The organism is Prolixibacter sp. SD074, from assembly GCF_009617895.1.
Lineage (GTDB): Bacteria > Bacteroidota > Bacteroidia > Bacteroidales > Prolixibacteraceae > Prolixibacter.
The window spans coordinates 3,105,116-3,125,094 of the sequence record NZ_BLAW01000001.1; the positions used below are offsets into that span (position 1 = coordinate 3,105,116).

Here is a 19,979-nt window from a genome sequence, read left to right on the forward strand (position 1 = left end):
TTCCCGGAATTTCTAACGCTTAACGTTCCACTCATGTTAAAGAAAACACTACTTCTGTTTGCACTGATAATCCCACTTTTCTCCCCTGGGGAAGGTGTTAAATTTCCTGAGATTGATGGTTGGCAACGCGACGGTGAAGTGAAAACCTACAATCGCGACAACCTGTTCGAGCGAATCGACGGAGCCTCGGAATTCTATTTCAGTTATGCCTTCGAAAAATTGTATGTGGCATCCTATAAGAAAGGTGGTTCGGACCTCACCATCGAAATTTACGACCAACACGATCCGGTCCATGCATATGGCATTTACAGCATGGAACGTCCGCCATCCGCCGATATCCAACCAATTGGGCTGGAAGGTTACTACGATGATGTCATACTAAACTTCACCACCGGGAAATACTACGTGAAGATGAATACTTACAATGTTGACAATGCCGGGGAAGCATTACTAATGAAAGTTGCACAACAAATGGCAGCTACCTTGTGCAAAAACCCCAAACTGCCAGCCCAGTATGCTGCTTTTCCAACGGGAAACATGGTACCGCATACACAACAGTATGTCTCCACCAATTTCATGGGATTAAGCATGATGGGATCAGCTTTCAGGGCAAAATATACCGGTCGTGAAGGCGACTTCACGCTTTTCATTATGCATAAGAAAGACAAGGAAGCTGCAGCCGAAACCATGAAGAAATACCAGGAGTTCAGTCAGGCTGAAACCATCCGAACAGAGGAAGGAAAATACACCATCGACGACCCGTTCAATGGTACGATTTACCTGTTCTGGAAAGGAAATTATCTGGTAGGCGCTTCGGGCAAAGTAACTTCGGAAGAGGCTTTCGGACTGGCCGAAGAAGCAATGAATAATCTGAAACCGGAATAACCTTCCAACATCAATTTTCATGAAAAAAGGCTACCGTAGCGGGCGGCCTTTCACATGTTAATATGATTGAGCCTTTAGTGTGCCGATTTGAATTGATTCAGGAACCGTACGTCGTTCTCGAAATAGAGGCGCAAATCGTTAATTCCGTACTTCAACATGGCAATACGCTCAATTCCCATTCCAAAGGCAAAGCCGGTGTACTTGTGGTTATCGATATCCGATGATTCCAATACATTGGGATCGACCATTCCGCAACCGAGAATTTCCAGCCAACCGGTATATTTACAAACGTTACATCCTTCGCCACCGCAGATGGAGCACGATACATCCATTTCAGCCGATGGTTCGGTAAACGGGAAGTACGACGGGCGCATCCTTATTTTTGTTCCTTCACCGAACAGTTCCTGGGCAAAATAAAGCAGGGTTTGTTTCAGATCGGCAAACGAAACGTTCTTATCGATATACAATCCTTCAATTTGGTGGAACATACAGTGAGCACGTGCCGAAATAGCTTCGTTCCGGAAAACACGTCCCGGCGTAACCGTACGAATCGGTGGTTCCATCTCTTCCATGTCGTGCACCTGCACCGATGAAGTGTGAGTACGCAGCAGAACATCCGGATTCCGCTGAATAAAAAACGTATCCTGCATGTCGCGGGCCGGGTGCTCTTCCGGGAAATTCAACGCCGAGAAAACATGCCAGTCATCTTCAATCTCCGGACCTTCCGTTACCACAAATCCCAATCGCTTGAAGATATCGAGAATCTCGTTCCGTACAATGGAAAGCGGATGACGGGTTCCCAGTTTCATCGATTCGCCCGGAAGGGTTAAATCGACGCCAGCCGAACTGTCCTTCTGCCCCTGAACACCACTCCGCAAAACCTCAAGACGTTCCTGTGCAAAATCCCGCAAGGTATTAATCGCCTGTCCTACTTCGCGTTTTTGCCCAGCCGGAACATCCCGGAATTCAGCAAAAAGTTTTGAAACCTCTCCTTTTTTACTGAGGTATTTAATACGCAATTGTTCCACCTCATCAGCCGACTGGGCCACCATGGCTTCAAGCTCTTTCTTCAGTTGTTCGATTTTATCTAGCATTCCTTCCGGATTTTTTTTCTGAAGGGCAAATTTATAAAATAATCAGCATAATCGCCGGACTTTCACCATGAAGAGGGAAAAACAGTGGTTAAAGCAGATGCTCTGCAAAGCTAAACCAAACTTACGCGTACTTTCTTCTTCTTAAGCTTGCTGTTATTGAGCAATTCAATAATCTGATTCGCTTTTGATGCCTCAACCGCAACAAAAGCACAATCTTGTTTAATTTCAATGGTTCCCAATTGGTCGTTGCCGAGTTGGCCTTGTTTCAGGAATAACCCGGCGATGTCTCCTTTTGAAATCTTATCTTTTCTTCCGCCCGAAATATAAAGTGTTTTCCATCGGGGAACGGCAGCCACGGAAGCTCTCTTCAATTGGTTGCTCTTAAAACAGTCAGGATTCAAGTCCTGGATAAAATCCGGTATATTTTCATGCTCCCACTGCAGAATATAAGCGGTTCCTTCATTATGCATCCGGGCTGTTCGTCCGTTCCGGTGAATAAACTCATGATTTCGGTGAGGCAGTTGATAATGGATAATGAATTTTATTTCCGGAACATCGATACCTCTTGCGGCCAGGTCGGTGGCGACAATCAGTTGGTGTGTGCCATTACGAAACTTGATGAGCGCCCTTTCCCGATCGATTTGCTCCATTCCGCCGTAAAAGCAGCCGTGACTAATCTTCCGTTCAGTAAGAAAATCGCTTACCTGTTGAATCGTATCCTTGAAATTGCAAAATATAATTCCCGGCTGATTGCCAATATGAGCAAGCACTTCGGCCAGTGCCTCCCGTTTATCCTTCGAAGGAGAAAGAATGCTTTTCACCTTCAACTGCGGTGTGCCCTCGTGTAGATAATCGACAATAGTTGGATTCTTCAGTCCCACAAATTTGGGAATGTGCACGTCCTGCGTAGCCGACGTCAACACTCTTTTTTGGACCTTCGGCAGCAATGCCGCAATTTCACTCATTTCCGTTTCATAGCCAATTTCCAGCGATTTGTCGAACTCATCGAGCACAAGTACCCGAATATGTTCCGCCGAAAAAGTCTCCCTTCTCAGGTGATCGGCAATCCGGCCCGGCGTACCAATCAAAATAGCGGGCCGGTGTTTCAAATCAATTTTATCCTTCGAGCCTGCGCGCCCTCCGTATACCGCATTCGTTTTGTAACCGCTCCCCATCTCCCGGGTAACCTGTTCAATCTGAATCGCCAGTTCCCGTGAAGGAACAATAATCAAAACCTGAACTTCGGCACACGCCGCGTCCAGTTCTTCAATAATCGGCAACAGGAAAGCCAGTGTTTTTCCGGTTCCGGTAGGCGAAAGCAAAATAACATCAGAGCAGGAACGAATGGCCAGATGAGCCTCTTCCTGCATGGGATTGAGCTTCCCGATGCTCAGTTTATCCAGTATATTCTTTTGATTTTTAATCGTCTTTGTCATGGGGTCGTTGCTCCGTTTCTCCTACCGATTGGGCTACCATCGCCTCAATCCCTTTCGTCAGTTGTCCGGCTTTAATCGAACATTCCCTCCGAATTTTTTTCTGAATGGCAAAGCTATAAAACAATCAGCATAATCACCGGATTTTCACGAGGAAGAGGGGAAAAACACGATCGGGCACAGCTCGTTAGGCTTCAGTTGACTCCTTACCTGGCACAAGTTCCAGCTGTCCCGCTTTCCGGTCGAGCATTTCGTGATAGGCATTCTTTAAATCCCCGGGAAGAAAACTCGTATCGACCCATTCGTGCCATTTGGGCAAGATTCGCGTGAAGCGCTTAAAAATATTGGCAATGACCTTTGCATCAATATCGGCTCTCAGCATGGCCGTTTCAAAATCACTTCGCTTCAATTTCCGCTTCTTCCCATTCAGGTTGAGAGCTAACTCTTCGGTATCACCTTCTACCACCAACTCCGATGCCACCATATCGTAAGCAGGACAAAGGTTGTAGTTTCGCTGGTCATCCTTTAGCAAGGAAAAATTCTTCAGATGCATATCGTTGTTTCCTGTCAGAAAACTAAAAACGACCTGCTCATAAAAGTTGACCACATCCAATCCGGGATGAGCAGCATATTTGAGTATTGCTTTGGCTATTTGCTCGTACGAACCTTTGTACTTGTGCTCGGTCAATCGCTCAGTTAACTGACACATGTCCTCCATATGCAGCTTTTTGCCCCGGTTCCGATCTTCCCGTTTCGTTATGTAAGCAAGCTGGCCCGATCGTAAGTATTCCCATTTTCATCTTCGATGAGCAAGCCGGCCAAATTATCATGCATGTAAACGTTAGCTTCCTTCATGGGTCAAATCATTTCTGTCGACAGGAACCGGGCCCAGTTCGTACCCGAAAAGTTTTAGTACCTGATTCACTTTGTTCATTTGCAAAGTTGGTTTGCCCTGCTCGATCTCACGGATAAACCGCAGGCCGACACCGGCTTTGAACGAAAGTTCTTCCTGGGTTAAACCCAAAGCCTTTCGTTTCTCTTTAACAAACTGATGTACCTTCTTACTATCCATAATATACCCGTTCGGGATGAATTTGACACAATAAAGAGTCCCCCGGGTTAAAAATTTTGACCACAATCCATGATTATGCCCGCGTTTAACCAATATTGAAGTTGACAGCATCCGTAACAACCTCGACCGTATTCCGAAAGACAAAAAAATATACATCTACTGCGGTGTAGGACTTCGTGGTTACGTGGCACCCCGTATTCTTCGCCAAAAGGGCTTTAAAGACGTGTACAACCTTTCCGGCGGATTGAAGGTGTGCAAGGACGCCACCGCCGAACAATCCAATCGCATTAGTTACCACGAAGAGCTTTACGTCCACGAAAGTGACCCAACCGAACATGCCAAAAACCATTTCAATGTAAAAACATAAGTCTATCAGTCAAATAAAAAGGGTGTCCCGCATTGGGATACCCTTTTCGTTTATAGTGCAGCATGATTATTCTTTCAATCCACTTCTTTCCAGCAAGGCATCAACAGTCGGTTCCTGCCCACGGAAAGCTTTATATAGTTCCATCGGATGTTTCGTTCCACCTTTTTCCAGGATATTCTTCCGGAACGATTCGGCGGTAGCTTTATCGAAAATACCGTTCTTTTTAAACATCGAGAAGGCATCAGCATCAAGTACTTCAGCCCACTTGTAGCCATAATAACCAGCGGCGTAACCTCCGGCAAAAATGTGTGAGAAAGCGGTGTTAAAACAGCTACCCTCCACATACGGAAACAGTTCTGTCTTATCCATCACACGACGCTCGAACGAAATTACATCTTCGGTGACCGGCTTGGTAATCGAATGCCAGGCCATGTCATCCATCCCGAAGCTCAACTGACGTTCGCTCAGGTAACCCGACTGGAAGTTGCGGGCTTTGATCAATTTGTCGACCAGCCCGGCCGGAATCTTTTCCCCTGTTTTGTAATGCACAGCAAACAAGTCGAGCCACTCTTTCTCTGTTGCCCAGTTCTCCATGATTTGCGAAGGAAGCTCCACAAAGTCGCGATACACGCCGGTCCCCGACATGCTCGGATAAACGGTGTTTGCCAGCATCCCGTGCAGCGAGTGGCCAAATTCGTGCAGGAACGTCTCCACTTCGTCAAATGTCAGCAATGACGGCTTGGTTTCTGTGGGCTTGGTGAAATTGGTCACAACCGTGATGATCGGGCGTTCCATCTTACCGTTGATATTGCTTTGTGCGCGGAAATCGTTCATCCAGGCGCCACCCCGTTTCCCTTCCCGCGGGAAGAAATCGAGGTACAACACCGACAAGAGGGAACCATCCTCATTGAGTACTTCGTAAGCCGTAACATCCGGATGGTACACCTGGATATCCTTATTGGCTTTAAACGTTAATCCATATAATCGGTGCGCCAGTTCGAAAACTCCTTCACGCACTTTTTCCAACTGGAAGTATGGTTTCACTTCCTCTTCGTCGAACCCGAATTTCTCCGTTTTCAACTTTTCCGAATAATAGGCCCAATCCCAACGTTGCAGGTCACCTTTCAGCCCATTTGCTTTCGCGAAACCGGCTACTTCCTTAAATTCCTTCTCGGCATACGGTTTCGATGCTTCGTGCAACTCCTCCAGGAAACTGTCCACCTTTTCAGGCGTCTCGGCCATTCGCTCGGAAAGCACATAGTCGGCATGGCTTTTAAAGCCGAGCAAATTGGCTTTCTCCAAACGAAGGTTCACAATCTTGTGAATAATCTCTTCATTATTGTACTCGTTGTCTTTAAAGGCGCGCGAAGTATATGCCTTGTACATTTTTTCCCGCAGTTCGCGGCTATCGGCATACTTCATAAACGGCAGGTAACTTGGATACTGCAGGTTAAACATCCAGCCTTCTTTGCCTTTCGACCTGGCCAGCTGCTGCGCCGCCTCGCGAACCGCTTCCGGCAGGCCGGAAAGGTCTTTATCGTCGGTAATCAACAGCTCAAATGCGTTGGTTTCCTCCAGCACGTTTTCACCAAATTTCAGCGAAAGCTGGGCCAGCTCGGTAGTGATTTCCGCATACCGTTTTTTTGCGTCACCCTGGAGATTTGCTCCGCGGCGAACAAACCCCTTGTAGGAATTCTCCAACAACCTGGCTTGCTCAGGCGTCAAATCCAGCGATTCACGGTTATCATAAACCGCCTTTACGCGCTTGAACAGATTTTCATTCAGTGAAACGTAGTTGCCGAATTCCGACAGCTTGGGCGAGACTTCGCGGGCCACCGCCTGCAACTCTTTGTTGGTTTCAGCCGAATTCAGATTGAAGAGCACGCCGGTTACGCGGTCGAGTTGCTCGCCGGAAACCTCGAGTGCTTCAATGGTATTCTGAAAAGTTGCCGGGTCCGGATTATTGATAATCGCATCAACGTCTTTGCGTGCTTCAGCGAGTGCAACATCGATAGCCGGGACAAAATCTTCGGTTTTGATTAAATTAAAAGGTGCCGTTTCGTGCGGCGTATCCCACTTTATTAACAGCGGATTACTTTCCGTTCCTTCGGAAGCTCCCTGTGAAGAAGCTATGCTAAATAGAATCATCATCGACAATACAATTGTTTTCTTCATGATTAACAATGGTCAGCTACTCTGGTTATTATTATTTTTCCTTTTAAGTCTTCATAACGTCTTTTTCATTACATGAACAGGCAAACATCCTGATTAAATATCATTAACCGGACGCAATTTCATAGTAACAGAAGGGTTACAGAATAGTTTAAATGAAAAACGCCTGTGAAAATTACTTCTTCCCGCCGCCTGTTTTCCTCTTTTGCCGGGCCAGGCGTTTTCTTGTTTTGGTCTTCATCACGCTGTAGCCAAAGCGCCCGATTTCTTTCCCGAGTGAATAGTAATGACCATGCGAATATGCAATCGGTTTGGAGCGAATCAGGCTGAAGGCATCGGTCTCCGGATCGATATACCGATCGTCAGCGATCACGTTCACCACTTCGGCCATAAACATATCGTGGCTACCCAGCGATTTCACCTCTGTCACGCGGCACTCAATACTCACCGGCGCTTCCTCCACAATGGGACATTTCACTACCGATGCCTCGGCAGGCGTTAAACCTGTTTCTTTGAACTTGTCGTAATCGCGGCCCGAGCGCACACCACACCAATCAGTCACGTTGGCCATTTCTTCGGTCGTCAGGTTAATGACGAATTCACCGGTCCGTTTGATGATGTCGTAGGAGTGCCTTCCGGGACGAACCGAGATGTAGCACATGGGTGGATCGGAGCAGATGGTTCCCGTCCAGGCAATCGTAATCAGGTTATATTCTTCCGGGGTATGTCCACAGCTCACCAGGGCGGACGGCAGCGGATACAGCATATTCCCCGGTTTCCAGTTTTGTTTTCCCATATTCACGAAAATTTAGGCTAAAGTACAAAAATCGAAAGAAGGAAACTGAGCTTTGGGCGCTTCTGCAACTGCAAAAGCATTGTGCCGGAATATCAAATCCCTTCCGGCTTACTGAGCGATGTACATTTTGCGTTTTTACAACAGTTCTTTATACCTTTAACGAACTAATCGATAAAAATGAAAACACATGAACTATTTACCGGCATCCGATCGATACGACAACAAAATTCCGTACAACCGCTGTGGACATAGCGGACTAAAACTTCCTGCTATATCACTGGGCCTCTGGCACAACTTCGGCGGAGTTGATGTAATGGAAAATGGCCGTGCCATGCTGCGTTATGCATTCGATCATGGTGTAACACATTTCGATTTGGCCAACAATTATGGCCCACCTCCTGGTTCAGCCGAAGAGAACTTTGGTATCATCATGAAAAAGGATTTTATACCTCACCGCGATGAACTGATCATTTCCACCAAAGCCGGCTACCTGATGTGGGATGGCCCTTACGGGGAATGGGGTTCTCGTAAATATGTACTTTCAAGTTTGGACCAAAGTCTGAAACGGATGGATTTGGACTATGTGGATATTTTTTATTCGCATCGATTCGATCCGGAAACACCGTTGGAAGAAACGATGGGTGCACTCAATTATGCCGTTCGTTCGGGAAAGGCACTGTATGCAGGCATATCAAACTATCCGGTTGAAGCCACCCGGGAAGCTGCCCGCATTTTAAAAGAATTGGGGACACCTTGTCTCATTCATCAGGCTAAATATTCCATGTTCGAACGTTGGGTAGAAGATGGGCTCACCGATACGCTGGAAGAGGAAGGAATTGGTTTGATTGCTTTTTCACCGTTAGCACAGGGGCTTTTAACCGATCGTTATCTTCACGGTATTCCGGAAGATTCGCGCGCGGCTAAATCGTGGGGATTTTTGCAAGAAGATGCGGTTCAACCGGCACTTTCGAAGGTGAAAAAATTAAATCAGGTCGCTGAGCAACGCGGTCAGTCATTGGCACAAATGGCGATTGCCTGGTTACTGCGCGACCCGCGAACAACATCCGTACTTATCGGATCCAGTTCGGTAAAACAGCTACAGAATAATCTGGCCGCACTAAAAATTCTTTCGTTTAGTGATTCTGAATTGACGAAAATCGAAGAAATTCTGAAATAGAAATAGAAAAAGAAAGATAATTTTCATTAGCTCATCCAGTTCTTCAGGGCAGGGAATAACAATTTTACAAAATGGTAAATAATATACCAAGTATGATGCCATACCAATTTTAACCCGTTTCATACGATTACCACCAAACGTAAACACATTATCCCTGATTTCGTTTGAAAAAGCGGCGATACAAATGAATAGCTAGTGGAGGAATAAAATGAAACCCGATTCTCAGCAACCTGAATTCAGCCACGAACTTATCAACGAAAGTAGCCCATATCTGGTTCAGCATGCCCACAATCCGGTTAACGGGTACCCGTGGGGAGATAAGGCTCTCGAAAAAGCGAAAACGGAAAATAAGCTGCTTCTCATTAGCATCGGTTATTCAGCCTGTCACTGGTGCCATGTGATGGAGCACGAAAATTTAGAGGACACAGAGGTTGCAACTTTGATGAACCAAAACTATGTGCGTATTAAGGTTGACCGGGAAGGACGACCAGACATCGACAAAATATATATGACGGCTGTTCAATTGCTGACGCGACAGGGATGATGGCCCTTGAACTGCATTGCCCTTCCCGATGGCCGCCCAATTTGGGGTGGTACCTATTTCCCAAAAGAACAATGGCCCCATTACCTGAATACCGTTGCAGGATTATATCGTGATAACCGGCGAAAAACCGTTGAATACGCCGAACAACTCAATCAAGGCATTATCCAGACGTCACTGGCTTCAGGGCCTGCAGAAAATAAATCCATCACGCCAAAAGAATTTGATGCAGTTCTGAAGAATATCATCGATGATATTGACCAGGAATATTGGAATATGCCTCCATCTTTTTATATAGCAAAGGGCTTAATCTGCCACATTGTCTTCAAAAACCTTGGAGAAATAACGAATCGCACAATCCTGAAGCGTTTTTTGCTTTCGTTCTTCGGTCCAGTTCGTCAGAAGAGATTTTTCGCGAAACATCGGCCAGCCATCCCGATCGGTTCCCATCTCTTCCACCATCCCAATTTCCTTATACAAAACACAACTACCCAAATTTATCAGACTCCATTTCTCAAATTTAGAGAATTTACGTAGAGTCAATCCGCGCTCCCTCACTCCAACCAGGTACAACACGCCGTTCAGGTCAACATCCATGGCAAACATATCACTCAGCCGGTCACACAACTCTTTCCAATTTTGCGGTTTACTCATTTTCTTATTCTTTTTTGCAAAGGTAAAAAAAGACCTTAAAGTCGGCTATACTGTTTTCCTGCGTCTCTGTCCCCTGACAATTAAAAAGAATTAAAGTTGTGCCCACCCTGTAAAAAACAAAAATCTTACTTTTGTATTTCTGTTCAATCAGCTATAAAATATTTTACAATGAAGAAGAATCAAATTATTGACATTCTGAAATCGGGCAAGGTTGGCGCCGAAATTACAGTGAAAGGTTGGGTTAGGACCCGTCGCGGCAGCAAAAATGTAAGTTTCATCGCTTTAAATGACGGCTCAACCATCAATAATTTGCAGGTGGTAGCTGATGCTGAAAATTTTGGAGAAGAGATTCTGAAGCACATCAATACGGGTGCAGCCATTGCAGCTACCGGAAAGCTGGTCGAATCGGACGGAAGTGGTCAGTCGCTAGAATTACAGGCCGGGGAAATCGAAATCATCGGTAAAGCCGATCCGGATAAGTACCCGATTCAGCCCAAACGCCATTCGCTTGAATTTTTGCGCGAGGTAGCGCATTTACGTCCTCGGACGGCTACTTACAGCGCCATTTTCCGCATTCGGCACAAGTTGATTTTCGCCATTCACAATTTCTTTAATGAGCGTGGATTTTACAACATACATACGCCCATTGTCACCAGTTCGGATGCTGAAGGTGCCGGTGAAATGTTCCGGGTAACCACGTTACCCATGAACGATCTTCCCAAAACGGAAGATGGCCAGATTGATTACCGCGAAGATTTCTTCGGAAAATCGGCCAATCTGACCGTTTCCGGCCAGCTGGAAGGCGAGTTATTTGCCATGGCCATGTCGCGCATATACACATTCGGACCAACATTCCGCGCCGAAAATTCAAACACTTCGCGTCACCTCGCTGAGTTTTGGATGATTGAGCCGGAAGTGGCTTTCTTCGATTTGAACGACAATATGGATTTGGCCGAAGAATTCCTGCAGTACCTCATCCGCTATGCGCTCGATAACTGCATGGACGACTTGCTGTTCCTCAGCAAGCGCCTTCAGGAGGAAGAGAAAAACAAGCCGGCCGGCCAACGTTCGATGGAGTTAATCGAAAAGCTCAGGTTTGTAGCCGACAACGAGTTTGTCCGGCTGACTTATACCGAAGCAATTGATATTCTGAAGAATTCGAAACAGAATAAAAAAGGCAAATTTCAATATCCGATCAAAGGATTTGGAACCGACCTGCAAAGCGAGCACGAACGTTACCTGGTAGAGAAAAAATTCCAAAAACCAGTTATCCTGACCGATTATCCGAAAGAAATCAAAGCATTCTACATGCGGATGAATGAGGATAATAAAACAGTAGCAGCCATGGACGTGCTTTTCCCGCAAATTGGCGAAATTATTGGAGGTTCTCAGCGTGAAGAGCGCTTAGATGTATTGGAAAGCCGTATGGAAGAGATGAACATTCCTACCGATGAAATGCAGTGGTATCTCGATACCCGTCGCTTTGGCGGATGTCAGCATGCAGGATTTGGATTGGGCTTTGAGCGCTTAGTCCTGTTCGTTACCGGAATGGGAAATATCAGGGATGTCATTCCGTTCCCGAGGACGCCAAAAAACTGTGAATTTTAATTAAGTTAACAACTTAAAATACATGAACCCCGTTAATTAATGCATTAGCGGGGTTTTATTTTCACTGATTATTGTTCTTTATTTTATAAATTTCGGACAGATTAAAATCAGCCAGAGATGCAAAAATTAAGTCTTCAACAAAAATTGCTGCAAAAGCTTTCTCCACAGCAGATACAAGTTATCAAGCTGTTGGAGGTTCCTACGATGCAGTTGGAGCAGCGCATCAAGAAAGAGCTGGAAGAGAATCCGGTACTGGATCTCGACAATGAAAGTTCGGATTCCGAAGAAGAAGAGTACGATAATGAACTAAAATCCAACGATGACAAGGATAATGAAGAATTCTCGGTAGACGATTACCTGAATGACGAAGATTACCCTTCGTACAAGTACACATCACAGAATTATTCAAAAGACGATAAGTTTACCGAAATCCCGTTTTCAGCCGGCGCGTCATTCCATGAATTTGTTGAACAGCAATTGACCGAAGTATCGCTTTCGGAAGACGAATTAGTACTAGCTGAGCAAATCATCGGGAACATCGATGAAGATGGCTATTTGCGCCGCGATTTGGAGTCGATTATGGACGATTTGGCATTCATGCAGAATGTCACCACCGATGAGCCTGAACTACTTCGCATTCTTCGGGTAATTCAAGAATTTGATCCGCCTGGCGTTGGGGCGCGTAACCTTCGCGAATGCCTAAGGCTGCAAATCGAACGAAAAGACTTGTCGAAACCGGAAATACAACTGGCTTCCCGTGTTCTTCGCGACACCTTCGATGAATTCACGCGCAAGCATTATGACAAAATAACCCGGAAGTTTGGTATTTCCGAAGACGAGTTGAAAAAGGCAATTGATGAAATATTGAAGCTGAATCCCAAGCCTGGCAGTTCATTCAGTAATACCATCAACCGCACCAACCAAACCATTATTCCGGACTTTATTTTGGAACTGGTGGATGGTGACCTTCAGCTTTCGCTGAATCAGCGTAATGTACCCGATCTTCACATTAACGGGCATTATGCCAACATGCTCAAGGCTTACCAGGAAAACAAGAAGAACCTGAGCCGGCAGGATAAGGATACCGTGATGTTTATGAAGCAAAAGCTCGACTCGGCCAAGTGGTTCATTGATGCGATTCGCCAACGGCAGCAAACGCTTCTTCTGGTGATGAATGAAATCATCGACTATCAGAAAGAATACTTCATGGAAGGAGATGAAACCCGCTTGCATCCGATGATCCTGAAAGATATCGCCGAAAGGACCGGACTTGATATTTCTACGGTTTCGCGCGTTTCGAACAGCAAATATATCCAAACACATTTCGGGATTTTTCCACTCAAATATTTCTTTTCCGAATCGATGCAAAAAGACACCGGCGAGGAAGTTTCTACCAGAGAAATCAAACAAATTCTCAAGGAATGCATTGAGGGAGAGGACAAACGCAAGCCATTAACCGACCAGGCGTTGGCCGAAATACTGAAACAGAAATCATACCCGATTGCACGTCGCACTGTTGCCAAATACCGCGAGCAAATGGATATTCCGGTAGCCCGGATGCGAAAGGAGTTATAAAGGCAAAGGCAAACGACAATAAACACTTAGAAATGGAGTTGAATCCTGGGAGAAAATGCCGGTACAAACGTTAACTATCTGATTTCCGGCGTGAGTTCGAGGGTTCACCGGTTATGCCCGGCTGGTAATAAGAAAAAATAACCCGGCACAGGTTTATGCCGGGTATATCTTAGGATTTTCAATTTTGTTCCTCATCTTCAATTTTGCCTGAGCGGTTCATCACCCAGGCATCTTTAAACTCCGGATATTCTTTTCGAAGTTTCAATGCAGCAGCCATTGCATCTGAAGAATCATTAAATGATTTGATCGCCAAACGGTAATAGCCATCCATATTTCGCATAATTACACGCGGTTTGAAGCCTTTCTTGCTCCATTCCTTACTTTTTTCACGGGCATACTCAGGAATCGTATAGCTATTTACAATGACAAAAAATTTGTCATTAAGATTAACTCCTTCGTCTTTAACAACCGGTTTAGGCTTGGCTACGGGTTTTGGTTTTGGCTTAGGAGCCTCAATTTTTGGAGGAGCTGGTGGTGGTGGTGCCGGCTTTTCCTTATTTTTACAGGAATAGGAATAAGCGACGACGATAACCATCACGGCAATCACAAATCTCTTCATAAGCGCGAATTTACGTTATTAAAACAAATGTAATAATTATCCGGTTGATTTCCATTATGAAAACTATCCGGACAACGGGCTTAATTCACAAACTTATAACCAATACCTTTCAATGTTTTGATATGGTCGTTACCTATTTTTTCACGTAATTTTCTGATATGCACATCGATGGTGCGATCACCCACAATGACATTCTCTCCCCACACCGCATTGTAAATCTCCTCCCGGGTGAATACTTTTTCCGGTTTTGAAACGAGCAGCGAAAGCAATTCAAATTCCTTTCGGGGAAGAATCATCTCCCTGTCATCAATTTTCAGCAGATAGCGCTCCTTATCAATCGTCAGATTACCAATGACGATAACCTTTTCCGGGGCCGCCATATCAGCAGCTACAACACCTGAGCGCTTCAGCAAAGCTTTTACACGGCTGATGAGCACCTTTGGCCTGATGGGCTTGGTAATATAATCATCGGCGCCAGCCTCGAAACCGGCAATCTGCGAATAATCTTCACCACGTGCCGTCAGGAAGGCAATCACTGTATCCTTACAGGATGGAATCTTGCGTATCTCTTCACAGGCCACAATACCATCCATTTCAGGCATCATAACATCGAGAATAATCAGATCCGGTTTTTTCTTTTCGGCCATTTTAATGGCTTCCACTCCATTTCGCGCCGAGTAAACCTTAAATCCCTCACGCTCAAGATTATAACTGATAAACTCTAGAATATCCTCTTCGTCGTCTACCAGGAGAATTTTGTAGTTGTTTTCTTTTTCTGCCATAATGATAATGATTATGCCGGTCAGGTTTTTTCAGTCCCAAATTACAAAATGTTAATTTGGTTTGGACCATTCCGGAAAGATTATTTCCCCGGAGCGCCCTTTTCTAACGTAAAGGTAAAGGTTGTTCCTTTATCGAGTACACTTCGCACCTGTATGGTTTGGTCGTGCGCTTCGATGATATGTTTTACAATGGCGAGCCCCAGGCCGGTCCCACCCTGCTGCCGCGAACGACTTTTATCGACACGGTAAAAGCGCTCAAAAATACGAGGTAAATCCTGCTTAGCAATACCAATACCGTTGTCACTAACTTCCACCAGTACATGGTCGTCCATATCGAAAAATCCGACTTTCACGTAACCGCCTTTTTTCCCGTATTTAAGGCCGTTCATTACCAGGTTGCTAACAACCTCGAATATGCGTTTTTTGTCGGCCAACACCCAAAGTGGTTTGGTATTGGTTTGCTGGAAAAGAAGCGAAATACGGCGCTCCTGGGCTTCCATCAACTCCATCTCAAATACATCTTCGGTTAGTTTTACAATGTCGAAAGTCTGCCAATTCAGCTTCAGTTCACCCGATTCCAGTTTTGTAATCGATTCCAAATCTTCTACAATACTAATCATCCGGTCGATACTTTTCTCAGTACGTTCCAGGTACAACCGGTTGATTTTCGGATCGTCCATTCCTCCATCAAGCAACGTGAGGACATACCCTTGAATATTGAAAATAGGCGTTTTCAGCTCGTGCGAAACATTTCCCAGGAAATCTTTCCGGTATTTTTCCAAATCGCGAAGACGTTCAATTTCCGAAAGCTTTTCGCTGGCCCACGCTTTCACTTCCATGTTCACCTGCGAAATAATATCGCTACTGCCTTCCTGCCGCTTCAATTGTTTTTTCCCTTCCACCGGAACTTCCCGAATGGTTTTGTATATGGGGGTGATTTTATCGTATATCAGGTGATTCAAAATATAGTGAATCAGCAAATGGGCAACGCCAAAGAAAACCGGAACAAAGAGAAAACTCCAGTACCAGTAAGTTACATCCATGAAAAATGAGCCTGCCAACAAAAGGGTGAACACAAGTGTGAGGGATACCGACAGTAGTACCGACATCCTTCTTGGAGAAGAAGTATTCATTAATTGATCGTTTTTCAGTTTTATTACACTCTAAATATCAGCAAATATAGGAATTGTTCACCCACTAAAGCTAAACCAAACAATAAATAAGAAAGCTGGGACAATGATAACCAGTTAACATTATTTTAACATATCTTAACGCGGGTAACAACTCTGTAACAATATCTTTGGCATGAGTTTTTTACAAAAGTCCAATCAATGGAAAACTTTTATCTAATCCTTGTAATTATCCTGTTTGCCCTGGCTGCTTCCGACCTGATTGTCGGGGTAAGTAACGATGCGGTTAACTTCCTGAATTCAGCCATAGGTTCCAAAGCCGCTCCCAAATGGCTCATTTTGGGCGTCGCCGGTTTAGGTGTTCTTATTGGTGCAACCTTTTCCAGTGGTATGATGGAAGTAGCCCGGAAAGGGATCTTCCATCCCGACATGTTTGCTTTTTCCGAAATCATGACCATTTTCCTGGCGGTGATGATAACGGACATCATCCTGCTGGACCTGTTTAACACATTTGGGTTGCCTACATCCACAACGGTATCCATCGTGTTCGAGTTGTTGGGCTCCGCTGTAGCAGTGGCCGCTGTTAAAATCAAAGAATCTTCGGGTTCGATGGTTGAATTGGCTCAATATATTAACACTGAAAAAGCGCTCGCTATTATTTCCGGAATTCTGGTTTCGGTAGTCATCGCATTTACTGTCGGTACAATTGTCCAGTGGTTTACCCGACTGGTTTTCACTTTTAAATACGAAAAAAAAATTCGCTATATCGGATCCATCTTCGGAGGTTTCGCAATTGCCGTTATTACCTATTTCATTGTAATTAAAGGAGCAAAAGGTGCATCGTGGTTAACACCGGAGAATATTGCTTACCTCAAAAACAACATGTGGCTGATCTTGCTTTTCAGTTTCATCGGCTGGGCCATTTTGTTGCAAATCCTGCAATTCGTTTTCAAGAAATTCGATATCCCTAAGTTCATTGTTCTCGTCGGAACTTTTGCATTAGCCATGGCTTTCGCCGGAAACGATTTGGTGAACTTTATCGGGGTACCACTTGCCGGGTTCGAGTCGTTTAAGGCCTGGGTGGCGGCTGGCGCAATCAATCCCGATGGATATACGATGAGCATCCTGAACCAACCGGTTAAAACCGATACCTATATGCTGTTAATTACCGGTTTGATCATGATTGGAACCCTTATCATTTCACGAAAAGCCAAATCGGTAGTAGCCACTACGGTTGATTTAGCCCGCCAGTCTGAAGGAGATGAACGGTTTGGTTCTTCATTTGCGTCACGTGCATTGGTTCGCTCTTCTATCCGCACCGGCAACCGCATGAAAAAAATATTGGGTAATAGAATTACCAGCTGGGTCGACAGTCGGTTCGAAGCAGTTCCGGGAGATGATGCCAATCCCGATCGACCATCTTTTGACAAAATCAGGGCAGCCAGCAACCTGGTTGTTGCTTCTGTTTTAATTACCATCGGTACCAACCTGAAACTACCACTTTCGACAACTTATGTCACCTTTATGGTAGCCATGGGTACTTCACTGGCCGACCGTGCCTGGGATCGAGAATCAGCAGTTTACCGAATTTCGGGTGTTTTCACGGTAGTCGGTGGATGGTTCCTGACAGCCTTTGTTGCCTTTACCGTTTCACTGATTATTGCTACGCTGATTTCGCTCGGGGGTAAAATCATGATTTTCGTGTTTGCAGCTGTGGCCGCCGTTATGGTAATCCGCACGCATGTATTCTTCCGTAAGCGCGAAGCAAGTAAGCTGGAAGAGGAAGATTTCCCTGAAGCAACCGTTGAAGTAGAGAAAGTGCTCGATAAATCCAATCAGAAAGTAATCAGCGCTATCATTTCCACATCGAAAGCTTATTTTCTCGGACTGGAAAGCTTCTTTGCACAAAACCGCAAGCAATTGGCCAAGATCGATCAAGACGTTGAAGCATTCAACCAAAAAGCAAGAAAGCTGAAAGCCAATATTTCGAAAGTCGTGCAGAAGCTGCAGAAAGATTCGGTTGAAACCGGGCACTTCTATGTCCAAATAATGGATTATCTGCGTGAAATGGCTCACTCTATTAAGTATGTCGTTGGCCCCTTGCACCAGCACGTTGAGAATAATCACAAGCCCTTTAACGATGACCAGGTTGAAGATTTAACCCAATTCACTTCACAGATTACCGATTTCATGAATTTTGCCCTTCACATTATTAAAGAGAGTGAATTCGATCACATTGAAGAACTGATCGAAAAAAGACAAGTCATCATCAATAACATTCGTGATTTGGAGAAAAATCAGATTCGCCGAATCAAGAAAAAAGAAGTCAACAGCCGCAACTCGGTCCTGTTTTTCAATATCATGTCAGAAACCAAGAACTTGTTGCTGCAAACTGTCAATATGGTAAAATCAACCAGAGACTTTATTACCCATACTCCAATGGACCAATAGCAAAACTGGTTGACCAAATAAGTTAAACCCTTCCCACCTCGGGAGGGGTTTTCTTTATTTAAGCCTAACACAGTGACTTTTGTTAACAAATCATTAACCCGTAATACCCGTGAAACATTTCTTTAAACACTTATTTAATCTGAATTAGCATTCACTTATCATTTCATCTCTAACTATGTACCACCGTAATTAAGGATCGGTAATAGAAAACAGATTTGATAAATCACGTTCCCTTATTGAGGGAATAATTCGGTTGGAAACCCATTATAATACGAAGTAGGTTCATAAACTTGCGTTGGTAGATCCCACTTCCAGGGACAAAGGGCAAAAACTAAGACGAACAATTTTTAAAGAGGCCATTGTTAGATGGCGAGTAACTTTCCTTTCCAAAAAGGGTACCTGAAGCGTCGGGTGCCCTTTTTTTATGTCGGCAGTAAATCAGACTTCATTCCAACACAGAATGTAGTCATCTTAGGACATTTCAAAATCTGAATGGAACGTGGAATTTCCGGAGCGATAAAATGAATACCGGGCTGAAACAACAGTGCCAGAAACACCCGGGAAAATTTGAAAAGCGAATCCTGGTTCCATTTTCACGGCCAGTGATTTTCATACAACCATTTGGCTGAATGATCATAAAATAGGAGAGCACAAAGGAGGTTACACACCCTTCGATTTCAATCATCCTTCCATTTTTTCCTGGGTACTGTTCAACGAAACCTGGGGACTTTTTTCCGGCAAAGGGAAAAACCGGAAATACACACCGGCAGCCCAACAATGGGCCGCTGACTGGTACTACAAAACTAAGGAAATAGGCCCCAAACAAGGTGATGTGCCGATGTTCAACCCGGAATGTGGTGCGGCATGGGGTTATGCCGGCAGTACCGGCAACATCGACCTAACCCGGGAATACCATATCATGATGAACGAATTCCGGCGCAGGCCGAAAATTGCAGGGTTCCTGTTCACTGAATTCCATGATGTGATTAATGAATGGAACGGCTACTATCGATTCGACCGGAGTAAGAAAGCCTTCGGGTTATCGGAACAGGTTCCGGAAACCACAAGACGGGAAAAAAGTCTGGGGCATGGGTACCGGATATTTTGAATACAAATTCAAAGTTCCGGCTAACCTATCGGGAGAGAATGTTACCGGAGCTATTTTCCGGTGCGAGGTAGCATCACGATATCCGCAGGGCAAATACCTGGAAGATAGCGACGCCGAAAATATCGGGATGACAATTGTAACCGGGAAAGGAACAGATCCGGGCTACGGACAAAACTCTTATCCACAAAACGATGAGAAAAAACAACCCCAAATCTAATTTCCAACCTGACTGATCTTCTTGTTACAAAACCAATCGGCAAACCCCTTCCCAAACGCCGTATACGTCCTGTATTCCTATCACTTACACTACTCTTCAAATGTAACAGCCTTTCACGGATTGTAACACAAAAGTTAATATTCCTTAATCACTGTGTAATATTTTACGTCGTTCTTCACATCGGATTCGAAAGGGATTGATATTCGAAAATATGACAAAAAATGTAACAACTGATTTCTTCACAAAAAACTGCTTTAGGGCGGGAAAAAAGAAGTAATTAGTGAACATAAAATATCAA

19 protein-coding genes are annotated in these 19,979 nt (G+C 44.8%); 9 read left to right on the forward strand and 10 right to left on the reverse strand.

Annotated features, from left to right (window positions below; all coding sequences use genetic code 11):
• Window positions 1-33: 33 nt before the first annotated feature.
• On the forward strand, window positions 34-885 hold the full coding sequence (locus tag GJU82_RS13300; protein WP_153632592.1) for a DUF6599 family protein: 852 nt from the start codon (window positions 34-36) through the stop codon (window positions 883-885).
• A 74-nt stretch (window positions 886-959) separates the two neighbouring features.
• Here the strand turns inward: GJU82_RS13300 and pheS are convergent, their stop codons facing one another.
• The 4 genes from pheS to GJU82_RS13320 all read right to left on the reverse strand — a co-directional run bounded on the left by pheS (window position 960) and on the right by GJU82_RS13320 (window position 4,484).
• Window positions 960-1,979, reverse strand: a complete 1,020-nt coding sequence (gene pheS, locus GJU82_RS13305) for a phenylalanine--tRNA ligase subunit alpha (protein WP_153632593.1) — start codon at window positions 1,977-1,979, stop codon at window positions 960-962.
• A gap of 110 nt (window positions 1,980-2,089) precedes the next feature.
• Window positions 2,090-3,415, reverse strand: coding sequence for a DEAD/DEAH box helicase (locus tag GJU82_RS13310; RefSeq protein ID WP_153632594.1), 1,326 nt, complete (start codon window positions 3,413-3,415; stop codon window positions 2,090-2,092).
• Between the two features lie 184 nt (window positions 3,416-3,599).
• Window positions 3,600-4,130, reverse strand: coding sequence for a HipA domain-containing protein (locus GJU82_RS13315; RefSeq protein WP_153632595.1), 531 nt, complete (start codon window positions 4,128-4,130; stop codon window positions 3,600-3,602).
• Window positions 4,131-4,253: 123 nt separating this feature from the next.
• The gene (locus GJU82_RS13320) at window positions 4,254-4,484 is read right to left on the reverse strand and encodes a helix-turn-helix transcriptional regulator (RefSeq protein WP_153632596.1); all 231 of its coding nucleotides are present in this window, start codon (window positions 4,482-4,484) and stop codon (window positions 4,254-4,256) included.
• A 109-nt stretch (window positions 4,485-4,593) separates the two neighbouring features.
• Between GJU82_RS13320 and GJU82_RS13325 the strand changes: the two genes are divergently transcribed.
• Window positions 4,594-4,851, forward strand: coding sequence for a rhodanese-like domain-containing protein (locus GJU82_RS13325; protein ID WP_373921462.1), 258 nt, complete (start codon window positions 4,594-4,596; stop codon window positions 4,849-4,851).
• 66 nt (window positions 4,852-4,917) lie between these two features.
• Here GJU82_RS13325 and GJU82_RS13330 read toward each other — a convergent pair whose 3' ends face one another.
• Together GJU82_RS13330 and GJU82_RS13335 are read right to left on the reverse strand one after the other, a co-directional pair.
• On the reverse strand, window positions 4,918-7,026 hold the full coding sequence (locus GJU82_RS13330) for a M3 family metallopeptidase (protein ID WP_153632598.1): 2,109 nt from the start codon (window positions 7,024-7,026) through the stop codon (window positions 4,918-4,920).
• Window positions 7,027-7,198: 172 nt separating this feature from the next.
• The gene (locus GJU82_RS13335; protein ID WP_153632599.1) at window positions 7,199-7,819 is read right to left on the reverse strand and encodes a flavin reductase family protein; all 621 of its coding nucleotides are present in this window, start codon (window positions 7,817-7,819) and stop codon (window positions 7,199-7,201) included.
• A 187-nt stretch (window positions 7,820-8,006) separates the two neighbouring features.
• On the opposite strand from GJU82_RS13335, the gene mgrA reads away from it, so the two are divergent.
• Complete coding sequence (mgrA, locus tag GJU82_RS13340; protein WP_153632600.1) at window positions 8,007-8,996, forward strand: L-glyceraldehyde 3-phosphate reductase; 990 nt, start codon at window positions 8,007-8,009, stop codon at window positions 8,994-8,996.
• Between the two features lie 208 nt (window positions 8,997-9,204).
• Complete coding sequence (locus tag GJU82_RS17555; protein ID WP_228488700.1) at window positions 9,205-9,540, forward strand: DUF255 domain-containing protein; 336 nt, start codon at window positions 9,205-9,207, stop codon at window positions 9,538-9,540.
• A 303-nt stretch (window positions 9,541-9,843) separates the two neighbouring features.
• Here the strand turns inward: GJU82_RS17555 and GJU82_RS17560 are convergent, their stop codons facing one another.
• Window positions 9,844-10,191, reverse strand: a complete 348-nt coding sequence (locus GJU82_RS17560; RefSeq protein ID WP_228488701.1) for a hypothetical protein — start codon at window positions 10,189-10,191, stop codon at window positions 9,844-9,846.
• A gap of 168 nt (window positions 10,192-10,359) precedes the next feature.
• On the opposite strand from GJU82_RS17560, the gene asnS reads away from it, so the two are divergent.
• Window positions 10,360-11,799 (forward strand): asparagine--tRNA ligase, encoded by a 1,440-nt coding sequence (gene asnS, locus GJU82_RS13350; protein WP_153632601.1) that lies wholly within the window; start codon window positions 10,360-10,362, stop codon window positions 11,797-11,799.
• 117 nt (window positions 11,800-11,916) lie between these two features.
• Entirely contained in the window at window positions 11,917-13,374 is a 1,458-nt protein-coding gene (gene rpoN, locus GJU82_RS13355) for an RNA polymerase factor sigma-54 (RefSeq protein ID WP_153632602.1), read from the forward strand.
• A 178-nt stretch (window positions 13,375-13,552) separates the two neighbouring features.
• Here the strand turns inward: rpoN and GJU82_RS17205 are convergent, their stop codons facing one another.
• The 3 genes from GJU82_RS17205 to GJU82_RS13370 form a co-directional block, all read right to left on the reverse strand.
• On the reverse strand, window positions 13,553-13,993 hold the full coding sequence (locus tag GJU82_RS17205; protein ID WP_194831057.1) for an SPOR domain-containing protein: 441 nt from the start codon (window positions 13,991-13,993) through the stop codon (window positions 13,553-13,555).
• 80 nt (window positions 13,994-14,073) lie between these two features.
• Window positions 14,074-14,775: a response regulator transcription factor gene (locus GJU82_RS13365; RefSeq protein ID WP_153632603.1), complete on the reverse strand. Its 702-nt coding sequence runs from the start codon at window positions 14,773-14,775 to the stop codon at window positions 14,074-14,076.
• An 80-nt stretch (window positions 14,776-14,855) separates the two neighbouring features.
• The gene (locus GJU82_RS13370; protein WP_153632604.1) at window positions 14,856-15,908 is read right to left on the reverse strand and encodes a cell wall metabolism sensor histidine kinase WalK; all 1,053 of its coding nucleotides are present in this window, start codon (window positions 15,906-15,908) and stop codon (window positions 14,856-14,858) included.
• Between the two features lie 198 nt (window positions 15,909-16,106).
• Here GJU82_RS13370 and GJU82_RS13375 point away from each other — a divergent pair, with 198 nt between their 5' ends.
• The 3 genes from GJU82_RS13375 (at window position 16,107) to GJU82_RS13385 (ending at window position 19,681) form a co-directional block, all read left to right on the forward strand.
• Complete coding sequence (locus GJU82_RS13375) at window positions 16,107-18,356, forward strand: inorganic phosphate transporter (protein WP_153632605.1); 2,250 nt, start codon at window positions 16,107-16,109, stop codon at window positions 18,354-18,356.
• An 838-nt stretch (window positions 18,357-19,194) separates the two neighbouring features.
• Complete coding sequence (locus tag GJU82_RS13380; RefSeq protein WP_153632606.1) at window positions 19,195-19,464, forward strand: hypothetical protein; 270 nt, start codon at window positions 19,195-19,197, stop codon at window positions 19,462-19,464.
• Entirely contained in the window at window positions 19,445-19,681 is a 237-nt protein-coding gene (locus GJU82_RS13385) for a hypothetical protein (RefSeq protein ID WP_153632607.1), read from the forward strand. Before GJU82_RS13380 ends, GJU82_RS13385 begins: the two co-directional genes overlap by 20 nt.
• Window positions 19,682-19,979 lie beyond the last annotated feature (298 nt).